This is a genomic window from uncultured Parasphingorhabdus sp. (genome assembly GCF_963677535.2).
Lineage (GTDB): Bacteria > Pseudomonadota > Alphaproteobacteria > Sphingomonadales > Sphingomonadaceae > Parasphingorhabdus.
Genome location: NZ_CAXXUT010000001.1, coordinates 36173 through 52061, shown reverse-complemented (window position 1 = coordinate 52061; position 15889 = coordinate 36173). Strand labels below are relative to the sequence as shown.

Genomic DNA, 15889 nt, shown 5'->3' with positions numbered 1-15889 from the left:
TCACCTCGATCATTGTCATCATGCCCCGCGCCTTCCCGTCGATCAACTGCCCGGATCAGCCGGTTCGTCCTTCGGCGGCATCCGCAGATAGGCCCGTTCCGCATCGCGCAGGTCGAAATGCACGACGCCGCGGCCGAGCAGCCGGTTGATACCATCCATCCGGGCAAAATTCAGCAGTGCAGCCGACGCCGTCTCCTCCCCTTCGGGCAGGGCCAGCGTTTCGCCGCTGTCGAATTCCAGATCCCAGCGCCGGTTACCGATCCAGCTCGCCCCGGTCACCATCGGACGCAGCGCCGGCGCGACGTCAAGAAGCGAATCCAGCTGGGAAAATTTCAGATTGGCCTTCTTGCCGACGATCACCGGCAGGTCGGGCATTTCTTCGCGGGCAATTTCCTCGAGCGGATATCCCGTCCTGTCGATCAGCGAGAGCGTACCCTGATTTTGCCAGACGGCAACGGGCTCACGTTCGACGATATCGACGATCAGCGTATCGGGCAGCCGCCGCGAAATCCGCGCGTCCTTGATCCAGCCATTGGACAGCAGGTCCTCGCGCACCTCGTCAATATCGACCAGCAGCATCGAACGGTCTTTCTGCGCCAGCGTAATTTCATAGACTTTCAGCTCGTCGATGCGGTTGACACCGGTCACCTCGACCCTTTTCACTTCGAAACCGGCATTGCCGACCGCTTCGGCAAGCTCGGTCCTGATCCGGTCATTGATGCCGGAATAATGCGCAACGCTATAGGCGCCGAGAATGAACACTGCCACCAGCCCCCAGGTCAGGCCCTTCTGAACCTGTTCTTCGGTGACGGGCATGGCGCGCAATATCCTGTCGAATACGGAAACCTGCTTGACCTTGCGTCCTGCCTGTTTCCGCGGCTTGCCCCTGGCCGGACGGTTATTGCGTTTCCGGGTTGCTGTCATAGCGCTTCTCTCACGATTATCTCGACCAGTTCTTCATAGCTGATTCCCATCTGCTTCGCCTGCTCGGGTACCAGACTGAGCGGCGTCATGCCGGGTTGCGTGTTCGTTTCCAACACGAACAGACCGGCTGCGCCCTGCTCGTCATCCCAGCGGAAATCTGTGCGGGACGTCCCCTTGCATCCCAGAATCTTGTGGGCCCGAAGAGCATAGTCGAGGCATAGCTTCTCGATCTCTGCAGGAATTTCCGCAGGGCAGACATGTTGCGTCAGGCCCTCCGTATATTTGGCGGCATAATCGTAAAATCCCTGCGCGGTCCGCAATTCGGTCACACACAGCGCCTTGTCGCCCAGCACAGCGGTTGTCAGCTCGCGACCCTTGACGAAGGGTTCGGCCAGAAGCTGGTCAAATTCCTGCCACGGCCCCTGTGCATCGCGGCTGATCGGATTGCCGTAATTGCTGTCGTCGGTGACGATCGCCACACCGACAGACGATCCCTCGTTGACCGGCTTCAGGACATAGGGTCGCGGCAAGGGATCAGCCTCATACAGGCTGGCACTGGAAACAATCCGGCCCTTGGGCATCGGTATGCCCGCGGGCACCAGCTGCTGCTTGGTCAGTTCCTTGTCGATCGCGATCACCGAGGTGGCGAGACCGCTATGGGTATAGGGGATCTGCATCAGATCGAGCATGCCCTGGACGCTGCCGTCTTCACCCGGCACGCCGTGCAGCGCGTTGAACACCACATCAGGCCGGATACCAGCAAGGACCTGTGCGACATTGCGATCCATGTCGACACGGCTCACCTGATGGCCGTTTTTCTCGAGCGCATCGGCGACGCCATTGCCGCTGCTCAGCGATACTTCGCGTTCGGCAGACCAGCCGCCCATCAGCACAGCGACGTGGAGTTTTTTTTCATTCCTAGCAGTCATGCTTCGTCCCCCACCCGCTGAATTTCCCAATGCAGTTCGATGCCCGAATGAGCCTTGACCCGCTTACGCACTTCGTCACCGAGCGCTTCGATGTCAGCGGATGTCGCGCCGCCGAGATTCAGCAGGAAATTGCAGTGTTTTTCAGACACTTGCGCCTGCCCGATTTGCAGACCACGGCAACCGGCTTCATCGACCAGCTGCCAAGCCTTTTTGCCTTCGGGATTTTTGAAGGTGGAGCCGCCGGTCTTGGAGCGCAGCGGCTGTGAGGCTTCGCGTTCATCGCCAATACGCTTCATTTCGGCGCCGATAATCGCCGGATCGCCGGGTTCACCGACCATGGTCGCACTGACCACAATCGCGCCTTCGGGCAGCGCGGAGTGGCGATAGCTGTAGCCCATGTCGGCCAGCGGGATCGTCGCCCGATCACCGTTGCGCAGGATCACCTCGGCGCTCTGCAATATGTCGCAAACTTCGCGGCCATAGGCGCCGGCGTTCATGCGCACCGCGCCGCCGATCGTGCCGGGAATGCCGCGCAGAAATTCCAGGCCCGCAATACCATGGTCGCGCGCCTTGCTCGCTGCGGAAATGCCGGGTGCTCCTGCGCCACAACGCAAGGTCATGTCGTCCGCTTCAATGCCCGCAAAGGCCTTGCCCAGCCGGATCACCACACCGCGGATTCCCCCATCGCGAATAATAAGATTGGACCCCAGGCCAAGCGGCCAGACCGCTATCGCCGGATCGAGATCGCGCAGAAATTGCTGCAGATCGTCAATATCTTTCGGTTCAAACAACCATTCGGCTGCGCCGCCGCTCTTGAACCAGACGAGCGGGGCCAGTGGCGCGTTTTCGGTCAGCTTGCCGCGGGTTTGGGGCATGGTGGCAATCGCGCTCATTTGCGGGCCTCGGCAATATTATCTGCGAGCACAGCGGCCCATTTGGTGATGTCCCCTGCCCCGAGGCAGATGATCATGTCTTCAGGCTGCGCTTCCTGCGCCAGTCGCTCGGCGAGAGCCTTCTGGTCCGCAACGGTCTCGGCGAGACGATGGCCGCGTGTTTTCAGGCCGGTGACCAGTGCCTCGCTGTCAATGCCCTCGATCGGATCTTCGCCGGCGACATAGACCGGGGTCACGAACACCATGTCGGCATCGTTGAAGGCGCCCTGGAATTCTTCCATATGGTCGCGAAGGCGGGTGAAACGGTGCGGCTGGACGACGGCGATGACGCGGCCTTGCGCGCCTTCGCGCGCGGCCGACAGCACGGCCTGTATCTCGACCGGATGATGGCCGTAATCGTCTATGATCGTCACGCCATCGACTTCGCCAACCTTGGTAAAGCGCCGCTTTACGCCGCCGAAATGATCGAAGCCCTTGGCAATCTTTTCGTCGCTGATGCCCATTTCCAGCCCGACCGCCACGGCAGCAATCGCGTTCTGGACATTGTGACGGCCCGGCATCGGCAGTTCGATACCGGTGATCCGCCGGGTCTCGCCATCGCGGTCGCGGACATCGACATCGAAACGGTTGCCGCCCGGAACCGGCGTGACATTGATCCCCTTGACGTCCGCCTGGGCGGAGAAACCATAAGTGATGATCCGCCGGTCGCGGATGCGCGGCAGCAGGGCCTGGACCTCGGGATGGTCGATGCACAGGATCGCTGCGCCGTAAAAGGGCACGTTTTCGACAAATTCGAGGAAACTGTCCTTGATCTTGTCGAAGCTGCCATAATGGTCGAGATGTTCGGCATCGATATTGGTGACAACCGCGATCGTGCCGTCGAGCCGCAGGAAACTGCCGTCGCTTTCGTCCGCCTCGATCACCATCCACTCGCCGGCGCCGAGCCGGGCGTTGGAGCCATATTGGTTGATGATCCCGCCGTTGATCACGGTCGGATCAATGCCACCCGTATCCAGCATGGCCGCGACCATCGAAGTGGTGGTCGTCTTGCCATGGGTACCGGCAATCGCAATGGTCGATTTCAGCCGCATCAGCTCGGCCAGCATTTCCGCCCGGCGCACCAACGGTATCCGGCTGGCCAGCGCCGCTTCCACTTCCGGGTTGCCGCGCTTGACCGCGGTCGAGGTCACGACCACCGCCGTGCCCTCGACATTTTCGGCGCTATGGCCAATTTTCACGTCAATACCCTTGGCGCGCAGGCCTTCGACGACATAGCTCTCGGCAATATCGCTGCCCTGCACCTGATAGCCGAGATTGTGCATGACCTCGGCAATGCCGGACATGCCGATGCCGCCGATACCGACGAAATGGATTGTCCCGATATCGGTGCCAACACCCTTCACTGCACGCTATCCTTTGCCAGTGCTTCCTTGCGAGCCGTCAGCCTTTGCGGCGCCGCTTTCCCGGCTTTCATTGTCTTGCCCAGCGGCGAAGTCCCGATGCTCTCGACCAGGTCAGCCAGATCGCTCACCGCTTCAGGGCGTCCGCAGGATCTTGCGCAGCGGGCGGCATTTTCCAGCGCGCCGGTGCTCAAGGCGATTTTCTGGATCTGCTTGACCATCGCCCCGCGCATCTTGTCCAGCGCTGCGGATTGCTGCAGGCGCAGCTTGTTGGTCTTGTCGTCGCTGCCGCTGTCGAAATTCCGTGTCGTGATAGCGGGCTGCCGGATAACCCGGGCGCCGCCCGCCGCCACCATTTCCTTGACATTGTAAGTCTGATGATCATCCATCGCGCTGGGAAGCGGGATCAGGATCGCCGGACGGCCGGCCGTGGTCAGCTCGGCAATGGTCGAAGCCCCTGCCCGGCCGATAACCAGATGCGCCCAGCCCAGCCGGTCCGGCAGATCGGGCAGATAGGTGGCCAGCTCTGCCGGAATATCATGTTCGGCATATTTCGCCCGCACCCGCTCGATATCGTCTTCCCGGCATTGCTGGGTAATCTGCAGACGGCGGCGCAAATGCACCGGCAACATCGCCATGGCATCCGGCACGACATCGGAAAGAATGGAGGCACCCTGGCTGCCGCCGGTCACCAATACGCGGAAAATTCCGTCTTCGGCCAGAACCGGATAACGTTCGTCGCGCAGCGCCACGACTTCCTCGCGCACCGGATTGCCGACCAGATGGACCTTTTCCTGATATTTCGGCTTGATCCGCAGCACGTCGGGATAGGCCGTGGCTATGGCGTTGACCGAACGGGATGCGAGCCGGTTGACCCGGCCGAGGACCGCATTCTGTTCGTGCACGATCGTCGGTATGTCCTTGCTGTTCGCAGCGAGCAGCGCGGGATAGGCCGGATAGCCGCCGAAGCCGACAACCGCCGACGGCTGGAATGTATCATATAGCTGCATCGCCATCCGGCGCCCTTTCAGGATAGCGCGCGTTCCGCCAACCCAGCTGCGCGGGTCCTTGGTAATCCGGCCGGCCGGCAGGACATGCACCTGCGCCTCTTCGATCATGCCGGGTATTTTCGCGCCACGTTCATCGGTAATCATCGCGACCCGGTGACCGCGCAGAACCAGTTCCTTGGCCAGCGCATAGGCAGGGATCATATGCCCACCGGTGCCGCCAGCTGCCAGAACATAATGTTTCGAAAAACTCATACCGCTATCCGTCCTTGCTCGGGCCATGCCGAGACATATTGTGAGCGGTCAAGATACGGGTTTCGGCGGGTAAATGCGAGCAAAAGTCCAACCCCGATACACAAGGCGATTATGGACGAGCCGCCGTAGCTGATGAACGGCAGCGTCATGCCCTTGGACGGAAAGAGTTGCAGATTGACCGCCATGTTGATCAGCGCCTGTCCGCCGAACTGGGCGGTCAGGCCGGTGACAGCGAGAATGATGAAATTATCCTCTTCGTCCAGCAGCCGCAGGAACACCCGCACGATGATCGCCAGATAGACAAGCGCGATCGCCATGCAGGCGAGCAGGCCGAATTCTTCGCCGATGACCGAGAAGATATAGTCGGTATGCGCTTCCGGCAGCTTGAATTTGGCGCTGCCCAGACCGGGTCCGGTGCCGAGCAGACCACCGCCGGTGAGCGCCTTGTGGGCAAACATCACCTGGTCAAATTCGCCGCCGCCGAACAGCCAGGCGTTGATTCGCTGGGTTGCGACAGGATAGAGGAAATAAGCGCCGACCAGGCCGCCGACACCGGCGACACCAATGCCGGCGATCAGGCGGGCAGACAGGCCGGACACTGTCATCACCGCGAACCAGATGCCGCAGATCAGGATGGTCTCGCCGAGATTGGGCTGCATCATCATCAGGATGGCGATGATCCCCGTCAGGACCACCGACAGCGAGATCACCGGCAGGGCCGGGTCCTTGATCCGGAGTGACAAAAGCCAGGCCAGCGAAACCGCATAGAGCGGTTTGAGAAATTCACCAGGCTGGATAGTGGCAAAGCTGTAGCCGATCCAGCGCTGGGCACCATTGACCGATTTCCCGAACACCGGGACCAGAAACAACAATATGAAAACGGCCAGCGCCGCGAGAATGGCAAACCGGCGGGCCTGCTCCTTCGGCAGCATCGAAATCACCAGCATCACCGGAATGCCGATCACGACCCAGCCTAACTGCCGGTAGAAATAATAGAGCGGTTCGACGGTAACCGAAGCGGTGCTCTGCTTCAGCGCGGTAACCGGAGAGGCGGCGGCAACCGCGATCAGGCCGATGGCGATCAGGGTGAGAATCAGCCCGAGCAGTACCCGGTCGAGTTCCCAGAACCAGATGGCAAGCGGCGAACGATCGCTCCGTCCGAACCGCGACTGCAGCTGGAAACGCTTTTTCTTCAGCGCGCCGGAAATTTCCGGAAGCGGCTGTGCCGGCCCTGTCTGCTGCTCAGATATGCTCATCCAATTGCCTCCCCGGTCGCGGTTCCGATCAGATTTTTCTCGATCACCGAATTGACAGCGCTGCGGAAACAATTGCCACGCGCTTCAAAATCGCGGAACTGGTCAAAGGAAGCGCAGGCCGGCGAGAGCAGCACCACTTCCCCGGGCTGCGCATTGGCAGCGGCCCGTTGCACGGCGGTGAGGATCATTTCACAGGATTCAACCGCCACATGTCCGGTCAGCAATTTTTCAAACAGGGGGCCGGCTTCGCCTATCGTATAGGCCCGGACTACATTTCGGTAGAACGGTTCGCATTCGGTCAGCCTGTCGCTTTTCGGCAGACCGCCAAGGATCCAGTGGATTTTCGGATAAGCCCCGAGGGCCGGACCGGTCGACGCCGGATTGGTCGCCTTGCTGTCGTTGACGAACAGCACGCCATTGGCTTCGGCAATGCGCTCCATCCGGTGTGGCAGACCGGCAAAGGCGGCCAGCGCCGGACGCCATTGCTCTTCGCCAATGCCCAGCGCCTCGACCGTGGCGATCGCAGCGATCGCGTTCTGGAAATTGTGCGGTCCCTGCAGCGAGGGCCAGTCCGGCTGTCCCGCAACCTCGACATTGCTGGTGTCGAAAATATTCTTCACCCGCCCAAGATCGCGCAATCCGTGCAGCGCCAATTGGGTCTTCTCGTCACCACTGGCAAAGATCGCGGCATGATCGGACCCCAGCATGTCGAACAGTCGGGCCTTGGAGGCCGCATAGGAATCAAAACTGTCATAACGGTCAAGATGATCCGGGCTGATATTGAGCAACAGCGCAACGTCGCAGTCGAGGCTATTGGTAAGGTCGATCTGGTAACTGGAAAGCTCCAGCACATAGACACCGCCTTCGGGCAGCGGTTCCTGCGACAGAATCGGCACGCCAATATTGCCGCCCATGACGGAAGGCAGGCCGGCATGCTGCAATATATGGTGAACCAGAGCGGTTGTGGTCGATTTGCCGTTGGTGCCGGTGATCCCGACCACACGGTGCGCCGGCAGCGCAGACCGGGCCTGCGCGAACAGTTCGATATCGCCGATAATCGGAACGCCGTCCGCTTTCGCCTTTTGCGCAATCGGGTGGTTGTTGAGCGGGACGCCCGGCGACACGACGATAGCGTCATAGCCGGTCAGGTCGCTTTCCAGCGGATCGGCGATCAGCGCCTTGTCGGAAACGCTGTTGCGCAATTCCTCCCGATTGTCCCACGCGAGCAGTTCCGCGCCACTCGCGTGCAGGCTTTCCAGTACCGCCATGCCGGACCGGGCCAGTCCGAGAATGGCATAGCGCTTTCCGGCAAAGACGGGAGAGACAATCATCTGAGTTTCAACGTCGCCAATCCGGCCAGCGCGAGCACCAGACTGATGATCCAGAAGCGGATCACGATGGTGGATTCGGACCAGCCAAGCTGTTCGAAATGATGATGGATCGGCGCCATGCGGAACACCCGGCGACCGGTCCGTTTGAAGAAGAAGACCTGGACGATCACCGACACGGCTTCGAGCACGAACAGACCGCCGACCAGCGCCAGCACGATTTCATGGTGGATGGAAACAGCAATCGCGCCGAGCGCCCCGCCGAGCGCGAGGCTGCCGGTATCGCCCATGAAAACAGCGGCCGGCGGCGCGTTGAACCACAGAAACGCAAGGCAGGCGCCAATCACGCAGGCACAGAAAATCGCCAGCTCGCCGGCTCCGCGGACGAAGGGAATGCCAAGATATTCGGAGAAAACCGCATTGCCGGACAGATAGACGAGCACCAGGAAAGTGGCGCTGGCGATGACCACCGGCATGGTGGCAAGACCGTCGAGACCGTCGGTCAGATTGACCGCGTTACCGGCGCCGACAATCACGAACATCGCGAAGGGGATATAGAAATAGCCGAGGTCAATCTGCACATCGTTGAAAAAGGGCACATAGAGGCTGGTGCCGATCTGCTCGACGATCAGCCAGGTGGCAAAACCGGCAACCGCGAATTCCAGCAGCAGCCGGACCCGGCCGGGAACGCCCTTGTGACTGGCTTTGCGGACCTTGTCATAATCGTCCATGAAGCCAATCGCGCCAAAACCGAGCGTCACGAAAATACAGGCCCAGACAAACATGTTGCTTAGGTCCATCCAGAGCAGCAGCGAGGTCACCACAGAAATCAGGATCATCAGGCCGCCCATGGTCGGCGTTCCCGCCTTCTTGAGATGGGTGATCGGCCCGTCTTCGCGGATCGGCTGGCCCTTGCCCTGCCGCATGCGCAGCATGTTGATGAACTTGGGGCCGATCAGCAGCCCGATGAACAGCGATGTCGATATGGCCGCACCCGAGCGAAAGCTCAGATAGCGGAAGACGTTGAAAATACCTTCGAACTCAAGCCATTGGGCCAGCAAATAAAACATCAATACTCCCCGCTTACCAGCGCGGAAACCGCGGAGGAAAGTCCCAGATAATTTGAACCCTTGACCAGAAGGATATCCCCGTCGCCGAGCGATTTTGCGACCTCGGCCAGCGCGTCCGAAGCACTTGCCGCATGTGACATTTTCACGCCCCGATCAAGGCCCTGTTCGAGTTTCGCGGCAGTATGTGCCATATCCTCGCCGACCAAGATGATGGCTTTGGCGCCGGTCAGCAGAATATCATCGGCCAGAGCCGTGTGATAGTGCGCCGATTGCTCGCCCAGCTCGCCCATCGCGCCCAACAGGAGGATCTTCTGGCCGGTGCAGGGCTCGCTGGTAAAATGTTGCAAGGTCGCTTTCATCGATGCCGGATTGGCATTGTAGCTCTCGTCGATAACCGTCGCTGTGCCACCGGACTTCAGCGAGACGAGATGCCGCCGGCCACGCCCGTCGATGCCGCTCATTTCGGCGAGCGCCAGCCCGGCCGTGGCGAGATCGCCATCGACCGCGCGTACGGCAGCCAATATCGCCAGCGAATTGGATACCCAGTGACGCCCCGCCTCGGCTATCGTGAAGCAGAGGCTCCGGTCGCCCAGTTTCGCCGTGACCAGCGACCCGCCTCGGGGGGCCGCCACCACATCTATCGCGCGGACATCGGCTCCGGCATCAAAACCAAAGGATATCACATGCTCTGCATGGCGCTCGGCCTTTTTCCGCAGCCGCGCACAATGCGGGCTGTCATGCGGGATGATCGCCGTGCCGCCGGGCATGAGGCCTTCGAATATCTCGGCCTTGGCATCGACGATACCAAGCTCGCCATTGGCAAAATTGCCGATATGGGCCGGCGCAATCGCGGTGATGAGCGCGGCATGCGGGCGCACCAGACGAGTCAGCGCCGAGAGTTCATGGGCATGATTCATACCCATTTCGAAAATGCCATATTGGGTATCTTCCGGCATCCGCGACAGGCTGAGCGGGACACCGACGTGATTATTATAGCTTTTGACCGAACGATGGGCCTTGCCGAAGGAACAGCGGTCGAGCGCGGCAAATAGAGCCTCCTTGGTGCCGGTTTTGCCGACCGATCCGGTCACCCCGATGATTTTCGCGTCTGTCCGGCTGCGCGATGCCCTGGCCAGCGCGTCGAGCGCCTTAGCGGTGTCGGAAACCAGGATATGGGGCCCGTCGACCGGCTGGCTGACGATTGCACCGGCAGCGCCGGAGGCGAAGGCCTGCTCGACGTGCAGATGACCGTCGCTATGCTCGCCCTTGAGCGCGACAAACAGATCCCCCGGTCCGATTTCACGCGAGTCAAAGGCAACTCCGGCTACGGCAAAATCACCATTGGTCTTGCCGGCCACTGCGTCCGCGATCGCGGCGGATGTCCACAGTTCCGTCACAACGGCTGCGCTCCGGCGCATTCTCTCGCCACTTCGACATCGTCGAAAGGAATGACGCGATCGCCAATGATCTGCCCCTGCTCATGACCTTTGCCAGCGAGCAGGATGATGTCCTGCGGACCGGCCAGTGCGATTGCTCTCGCAATCGCGGTGCGGCGATCCGCCACTTCCTCGGCGCCGGTGGCTCCGGCCATGATTTCGGCGCGGATGGTGGCGGGATCCTCGCTGCGCGGATTGTCGTCGGTAACGATGACAAGCTCAGATGTTTCGACGGCTATGGCGCCCATTTCCGGACGTTTACCCTTGTCGCGGTCACCACCTGCCCCGAAAACCGTGATCAGCCTGCCGGTCACATGCGGCCGCAGCGCTGCGATCGCGGCACGCAGGGCATCCGGCGTATGGGCATAATCCACATAGAGCGGTGCCCCTGCCCGGGTGATAACCGCCCGCTCCATCCGGCCGCGCACCGGCTGCACGCGCTGCATATGGTCAAATATATTGTCAAGCTTGCCGCCGGTGGCCAGCACGATAGCCGCTGCGCAAAGGATATTGGCGGCCTGATAGGCACCGATCAGCGGCAGCGAAATCCGGTGGGTATTGCCCTCGGCCTTGACCATCAGAACCTGGCCCAGATGAGTGGGCGTCTGCGACACCAGTCTCAACGTCTCTCCCTGTTCGCCGACGGTCAGCAGATGCAGCCCGCGATCCTTCGCCCGCTCGATCGCCTTGCCCGACCATGGCTCGTCATCAGCCCAGATGACAGCGGTACCGTCGCTTTCGACGACCTCGTCGAACAGCCGCATCTTGGCTTCAAAATAACTTTCCATATCACCATGATAGTCGAGATGATCACGGCTCAGATTGGTGAATGCGGCGACATCAACCGGCAGACCTTCGGTGCGATATTGCGACAGTCCGTGGCTCGACGCTTCGAATATTGCATGACTGACGCCTTCTCTGGCCAGGCCGGACATGTTGGAAAGGAAGGTCACGATATCCGGTGTGGTCAGGCCCGTCTTGACCTGGTCATCCGCTGTCGTGACGCCCAGCGTACCGATCGAGGCACTGTTGCAGCCGTCCATTCGCCACAGCTGCCGGGTCAGTTCCGCCGTCGAGGTCTTGCCATTGGTCCCGGTCACCGCCGCCACATGGGCCGGTGTCGGCGTGTAATAACGCGCCGCCATCCGGGCGAACAAGCGCCGGGGCTCTTCATCATGAATGGGGAGTGCACCCTCGACAATGGTGCCGGGCAGCGCGACCACGGCAATGGCTCCGGCGGCAACCGCAGCCTCGATAAATTCTTCGCCGTTGAACCGGGCACCACGGAAGGCACCGAATATATTGCCGGGTGCGATCTTGCGATGATCGATGGCGAAGCCGGTAACCGCCTGCTCGCCGGCCTCGCCTTCCACTCCGGGTACCAGATTATTCAGTCGCATCATTCGGTTCTTTGGCTGTGCTTTTGGGCTTCCAGAGGAGCGGCGTCAATTCGGATACGTCAACATCGCGATGATCATCGGGAACCACGCCCAGCATCGGCCCGACGCGGGACACGACCTTTTTGACAATCGGGGCAGCCGTCCAGCCGGCTGTCCGCTGGAAGGATGTTTCGGCGGTTCCCTTGGGTTCGTCGAGCATGGCGATAACGACATAGCGCGGATTGTCCATCGGGAAAGCGGCAGCAAAGGTCGAAACCAGCGACGTCTTGTTGTAACCCCCCTCGGAAGGCTTTTCCGCCGAACCGGTCTTTCCGCCGATCCGGTAGCCTGGCGCATCGGCCTTGCGGCCGGTTCCATCCGAAACAATCATCCGCAGCAATTGCCGCATACGGGCGCTGGTCGCAGCCTTGAACACGCGGCGGCCCTTGGCTTCCTCGCCCGGCTCGACCTTCAGCAAGGTCGCCGGACGCCAGATGCCGCCGTTGACCATGGCTGCATAAGCGCTGGCAAGATGCAGCGGAGTCACGGCAATGCCATGCCCGTAGGCCACCGTCATATTGGTCACCCGACCCCAGTTGCGGGGCCACAGCGGGTGTCCCCGTTCAAACAGTTCGATATGGGGCCGTTCGTCAAAACCGAGCCGGCGGAACATATTCTCCATTGATTCCCTCCCCAGATTGTCGGCAATCCGGGCGGTAACGATATTCGAACTGTGCACCAGCGTTTCCGGCACGTTGAGATAGCGGTTCTGGCTGTGGTCGTCCTTGATCGTGAAGCCGCCAACCTTGATCGGCTCCATCGCATTATAGCGCACCGCCAGGTCCGTCACCGTGCCGGCGTCGAGCGCGGCGGCGATCGTCAGCGGCTTGAAGGTTGAACCGAGTTCGAAAACGCTCTGGGTCACTTCGTTATTCTGGTGCTTCATCGACGCCCGGCGGATCTTGTTCGGATCGAACAATGGCAGCGAAGCCAGCGCCATGACTTCACCGGTCTGGACATCGAGAATAATCCCTGCAGCGCCGCGCGCCTCGGTCATGATCATCGCATCCTGAAGCTCGCTTTCCAGCGCCGCCTGGGCCCGGCTGTCGATCGACAATGTCGACGGAGTGCCGCGCAGCTTCTCGTCAAGAAGACGGTCGTTCAGCGCCCGCTCCATTCCCATAACGCCTTTCCCGTCGGCGTCGACATAGCCAAGCACATGCGCCGCCAAGGCGCGCTGCGGATAGAGCCGCTCGTCCTCGCGGGGAAATTCGATACCGATTTCGCCGAGCGCATGGATCTGCTTGACCTCTTCGGGAAGCGCCCGGCGGCGAAGATAGGTTGGATGGGAACCGTTCAGCTTGTCCAGGAAATAGTCTGCGCTCGTATCCGGGAAAATAGCCGACAGCTGTCGCGCCAGAACATCCTTGTCGCCCAGCACCCGTGCCGGCACCACCCGAACCGCATAGCCCAGGATTGTCCGGGCCAGCGGCACGCCGTTGCGGTCGACAATATCGCCACGCGGTGGCACGAAGGCACTGCTGGACGGACGATGGGGCGTCGCATCTTCCAATATCGTCAGACTGATCAGCCGCCCGACAATGATCGTGAAGGCGGCCAGAAACACCAGCAGCAGGATCATCAGCCGGAAATGCGCATTCGCGGTAATTTCCTTCGCTTTTCCCGAAAACTGCACCTTCTTGCTGCTGGCCAGAAGCATCGTCATTCGGCCAGGCTTTCGATTTTCTCGGCAATCGCCTTGCGGCCGAGATCACGGACCAATCCGTCGTCGAGCAGCTTGTCTTCGATATGCGCCACCCTTGTGGTGCGGGCCTGCGCCGCTCCCACAGTCTTGGCCGGACCGCTGTCCGTCACGGCCTGCGCAATACCCGGCCGACTGCCGATCGCGCTGCCGTCGGCATTACGGTCTTGCGCCCTGGCGGTGCCGAACACCGAACCGATAATCCCGGCCGGCCTGACGCCTTCCATTGAACTGATCACGGCAACCTGCACCGGCTTGCGCAGATCCTTGCCGCCGAGGTTGGCCAGCGCCCTTTCGCCGTCCAGATATTGCGAGGCTTGCGGCGAGGCATAGCCGAATTCGAGCTTGTTCCAGTCCTCCAGCTGGCGCAGGTTGGCGCGCGCGCTGAATTCCGTTTCCAGATAGCGGATATCCTTTTTGATCTCGACAATCTTGCGGTCCGTGCGCGCGAGATCGCTGCGCAAAGTCGCCACGCTGAGCGAGAGCGGGTACAGCAAGATCGCCACCAGAAAGACCAGGGCAAGCCATCCCATGCCTTCGAGGCGTTTGATCGCCAGCTTCATGATCCGCCACCATTGGCAACCGGTGCGTCTGTGCGCACCGCCGATCTGAGGGTGGCGGAGCGGGCCCGGGGATTAAGAGCCTGCTCCGCCCCGGCCGGACGCACCGCTTTGGCTGGTTTATGAAAGGTGGGTGCCGGCCGTGTCTCGTTAACTTGGGGTAAGTGCCGGGAGCCGGCGGATTTCTGTCCGCTGCGGTCCCGCAGAAAATTCTTGACGATGCGATCTTCGAGGCTGTGAAATGTGACAACCGCCAGCCGGCCGCCGGGCTGCAGCAGCTTTTCGGCTGCGGCCAGACCGTCTTCGAGCTCGCCCAGTTCGCGATTGATGTGGATGCGGATCGCCTGGAACGTGCGGGTGGCCGGATCCTTCTTGTCGCCGGCGCGATAGCCCAGCGCCTTGCGGACCACTTTCGCCAGCTCGGATGTACGGCTAAGCGGCCGCGCCTCGACAATCGCCTTGGCGATCCGCCGTGACCGGCGCTCCTCGCCGTAGCGATAGATGACACCGGCGATCATCTCTTCATCCGCTTCGTTGAGAAAATCTGCCGCGCTTTCGCCGTCCCGCGCCATGCGCATGTCGAGCGGACCATCTTTCTGAAAGGAAAAGCCCCGCTCGGCCTGATCCAGCTGCATAGAGGAAACGCCGATATCGAGCGTGACACCGTCGATCTCGTTATCGACCAGTATCTCGGCCATTTCGGAATAGCGGGCGTGGTGGAGGGTCAACCGGCCCTGGGCCTCGTCAACCATCTGCTGACCGGCAGCAATCGCATCGGGGTCCTGGTCAAAAGCGTGAACCTGCGCGCCGGCGTCCAGCATCGCCGAACTGTAGCCGCCGGCACCAAATGTTCCGTCAACATGCGTCTCTCCGGGAGCAATGGCGAGCGCATCAACGACTTCATTGATCAGCACGGGTATATGGCGGGCATCGGCAACAGGGGTCATTTCTGCTTCCCTCCGCCCTTTTCGCAGGCTTCTTTCAGATGATATTCGACCAGACGGCGGTCAACCGGCACATCGTCGGTGGTGTCGAGCAGCGTCTGCGGATCCCACAGACAGAAGGTCGTACCGATACCGTGGAACAGGACGTTATTCTGCAGATTGCCGATATCGCGCAGTTGCGGCGGCAAGATGAAGCGGCCGCTGGCGTCAAAGCTCAAGTCCTGCAGCGATGAGAACTTGCGGGCACCGGCGGCATCCTTGTCGAAGCTTTCGCCGCGCGCGATCGCCGCTTCCCACTGCTTGTCGATTTCGGCGAGCATGTCGGCCTTGCGGCTGAGGCCAAAGCCGACGAGGCAATCCCATTTCTCGTGGGTGCCGAGACAGAGTGTCCGGCCATCGCTGCTTTCCACCAGATTTTTGCGCAGAAATGCCGGGACCGAAAGACGACCCTTGTCGTCTATCGCCGATATTGCAGAGCCTGAATATGCATATGCAACTGACACCGTGGAAATCCCTCATCCGAACCGGGGCCAAAGCTCTCCCCCCTCCAGAAGTGCGTTTTCCAGCGCCTTTCCGAAAACCAGAATCCGGACAGGAAGAATACCCCGATAACAAATATTAGCTAACAGGGGTGAGCGCGGGATAAAAGGGCTTTTTACGGGATTTTATGGGAACTACTTATTAAGTCATTGTTTTTCCTACATTTAAAAATCAGGCAACCCGGCCACCATTCCGGGCCGTTGCGC

At 60.8% G+C, this 15889-nt stretch carries 14 protein-coding genes; all 14 read right to left on the bottom strand.

Annotated features, from left to right (window positions below; all coding sequences use genetic code 11):
- Positions 1–42: 42 nt before the first annotated feature.
- The 14 genes from ACHZCJ_RS00315 to ACHZCJ_RS00250 are packed head-to-tail and all read right to left on the bottom strand — an operon-like array spanning position 43 to position 15646.
- A complete protein-coding gene (locus ACHZCJ_RS00315; protein WP_321322868.1) occupies positions 43–924 on the bottom strand; it encodes an FtsQ-type POTRA domain-containing protein in 882 nt (293 codons plus the stop codon).
- The gene (locus ACHZCJ_RS00310; RefSeq protein ID WP_321322866.1) at positions 921–1853 is read right to left on the bottom strand and encodes a D-alanine--D-alanine ligase; all 933 of its coding nucleotides are present in this window, start codon (positions 1851–1853) and stop codon (positions 921–923) included. Before ACHZCJ_RS00310 ends, ACHZCJ_RS00315 begins: the two co-directional genes overlap by 4 nt.
- On the bottom strand, positions 1850–2746 hold the full coding sequence (gene murB / locus ACHZCJ_RS00305; protein ID WP_321322863.1) for a UDP-N-acetylmuramate dehydrogenase: 897 nt from the start codon (positions 2744–2746) through the stop codon (positions 1850–1852). Before murB ends, ACHZCJ_RS00310 begins: the two co-directional genes overlap by 4 nt.
- Entirely contained in the window at positions 2743–4149 is a 1407-nt protein-coding gene (gene murC / locus ACHZCJ_RS00300) for a UDP-N-acetylmuramate--L-alanine ligase (RefSeq protein ID WP_321322861.1), read from the bottom strand. The genes murB and murC overlap by 4 nt, the downstream gene beginning before the upstream one ends.
- Positions 4146–5408 (bottom strand): undecaprenyldiphospho-muramoylpentapeptide beta-N-acetylglucosaminyltransferase, encoded by a 1263-nt coding sequence (gene murG / locus ACHZCJ_RS00295; protein WP_321322859.1) that lies wholly within the window; start codon positions 5406–5408, stop codon positions 4146–4148. Before murG ends, murC begins: the two co-directional genes overlap by 4 nt.
- A complete protein-coding gene (locus tag ACHZCJ_RS00290) occupies positions 5405–6664 on the bottom strand; it encodes a putative peptidoglycan glycosyltransferase FtsW (RefSeq protein ID WP_321322857.1) in 1260 nt (419 codons plus the stop codon). Before ACHZCJ_RS00290 ends, murG begins: the two co-directional genes overlap by 4 nt.
- Positions 6661–7995 carry a UDP-N-acetylmuramoyl-L-alanine--D-glutamate ligase gene (gene murD / locus ACHZCJ_RS00285; RefSeq protein ID WP_321322855.1) on the bottom strand — a complete coding sequence of 445 codons (1335 nt, stop codon included), beginning with the start codon at positions 7993–7995 and terminating at the stop codon, positions 6661–6663. The genes ACHZCJ_RS00290 and murD overlap by 4 nt, the downstream gene beginning before the upstream one ends.
- On the bottom strand, positions 7992–9062 hold the full coding sequence (gene mraY, locus ACHZCJ_RS00280) for a phospho-N-acetylmuramoyl-pentapeptide-transferase (RefSeq protein WP_159643876.1): 1071 nt from the start codon (positions 9060–9062) through the stop codon (positions 7992–7994). The genes murD and mraY overlap by 4 nt, the downstream gene beginning before the upstream one ends.
- On the bottom strand, positions 9062–10459 hold the full coding sequence (murF, locus tag ACHZCJ_RS00275) for a UDP-N-acetylmuramoyl-tripeptide--D-alanyl-D-alanine ligase (protein ID WP_321322852.1): 1398 nt from the start codon (positions 10457–10459) through the stop codon (positions 9062–9064). The genes mraY and murF overlap by 1 nt, the downstream gene beginning before the upstream one ends.
- Positions 10456–11898 carry a UDP-N-acetylmuramoyl-L-alanyl-D-glutamate--2,6-diaminopimelate ligase gene (locus ACHZCJ_RS00270; protein ID WP_321322850.1) on the bottom strand — a complete coding sequence of 481 codons (1443 nt, stop codon included), beginning with the start codon at positions 11896–11898 and terminating at the stop codon, positions 10456–10458. Before ACHZCJ_RS00270 ends, murF begins: the two co-directional genes overlap by 4 nt.
- Positions 11885–13603 (bottom strand): penicillin-binding protein 2, encoded by a 1719-nt coding sequence (locus ACHZCJ_RS00265; RefSeq protein WP_159643878.1) that lies wholly within the window; start codon positions 13601–13603, stop codon positions 11885–11887. Before ACHZCJ_RS00265 ends, ACHZCJ_RS00270 begins: the two co-directional genes overlap by 14 nt.
- Positions 13600–14202, bottom strand: a complete 603-nt coding sequence (locus tag ACHZCJ_RS00260) for a hypothetical protein (RefSeq protein ID WP_321322847.1) — start codon at positions 14200–14202, stop codon at positions 13600–13602. Before ACHZCJ_RS00260 ends, ACHZCJ_RS00265 begins: the two co-directional genes overlap by 4 nt.
- Positions 14199–15146, bottom strand: a complete 948-nt coding sequence (gene rsmH / locus ACHZCJ_RS00255; RefSeq protein ID WP_321322845.1) for a 16S rRNA (cytosine(1402)-N(4))-methyltransferase RsmH — start codon at positions 15144–15146, stop codon at positions 14199–14201. Before rsmH ends, ACHZCJ_RS00260 begins: the two co-directional genes overlap by 4 nt.
- Positions 15143–15646, bottom strand: coding sequence for a division/cell wall cluster transcriptional repressor MraZ (locus tag ACHZCJ_RS00250; protein WP_321322843.1), 504 nt, complete (start codon positions 15644–15646; stop codon positions 15143–15145). The genes rsmH and ACHZCJ_RS00250 overlap by 4 nt, the downstream gene beginning before the upstream one ends.
- Positions 15647–15889 lie beyond the last annotated feature (243 nt).

Bases quoted from the DNA above. Each gene is read 5' to 3' on its own strand.
- ACHZCJ_RS00315 (WP_321322868.1), bottom strand. From the start codon at position 924: ATGACAGCAACCCGGAAACGCAATAACCGTCCGGCCAGGGGCAAGCCG.
- ACHZCJ_RS00310 (WP_321322866.1), bottom strand. From the start codon at position 1,853: ATGACTGCTAGGAATGAAAAAAAACTCCACGTCGCTGTGCTGATGGGC.
- murB (WP_321322863.1), bottom strand. From the start codon at position 2,746: ATGAGCGCGATTGCCACCATGCCCCAAACCCGCGGCAAGCTGACCGAA.
- murG (WP_321322859.1), bottom strand. From the start codon at position 5,408: ATGAGTTTTTCGAAACATTATGTTCTGGCAGCTGGCGGCACCGGTGGG.
- ACHZCJ_RS00290 (WP_321322857.1), bottom strand. From the start codon at position 6,664: ATGAGCATATCTGAGCAGCAGACAGGGCCGGCACAGCCGCTTCCGGAA.
- murD (WP_321322855.1), bottom strand. From the start codon at position 7,995: ATGATTGTCTCTCCCGTCTTTGCCGGAAAGCGCTATGCCATTCTCGGA.
- mraY (WP_159643876.1), bottom strand. From the start codon at position 9,062: ATGTTTTATTTGCTGGCCCAATGGCTTGAGTTCGAAGGTATTTTCAAC.
- ACHZCJ_RS00270 (WP_321322850.1), bottom strand. From the start codon at position 11,898: ATGCGACTGAATAATCTGGTACCCGGAGTGGAAGGCGAGGCCGGCGAG.
- ACHZCJ_RS00265 (WP_159643878.1), bottom strand. From the start codon at position 13,603: ATGACGATGCTTCTGGCCAGCAGCAAGAAGGTGCAGTTTTCGGGAAAA.
- ACHZCJ_RS00260 (WP_321322847.1), bottom strand. From the start codon at position 14,202: ATGAAGCTGGCGATCAAACGCCTCGAAGGCATGGGATGGCTTGCCCTG.
- rsmH (WP_321322845.1), bottom strand. From the start codon at position 15,146: ATGACCCCTGTTGCCGATGCCCGCCATATACCCGTGCTGATCAATGAA.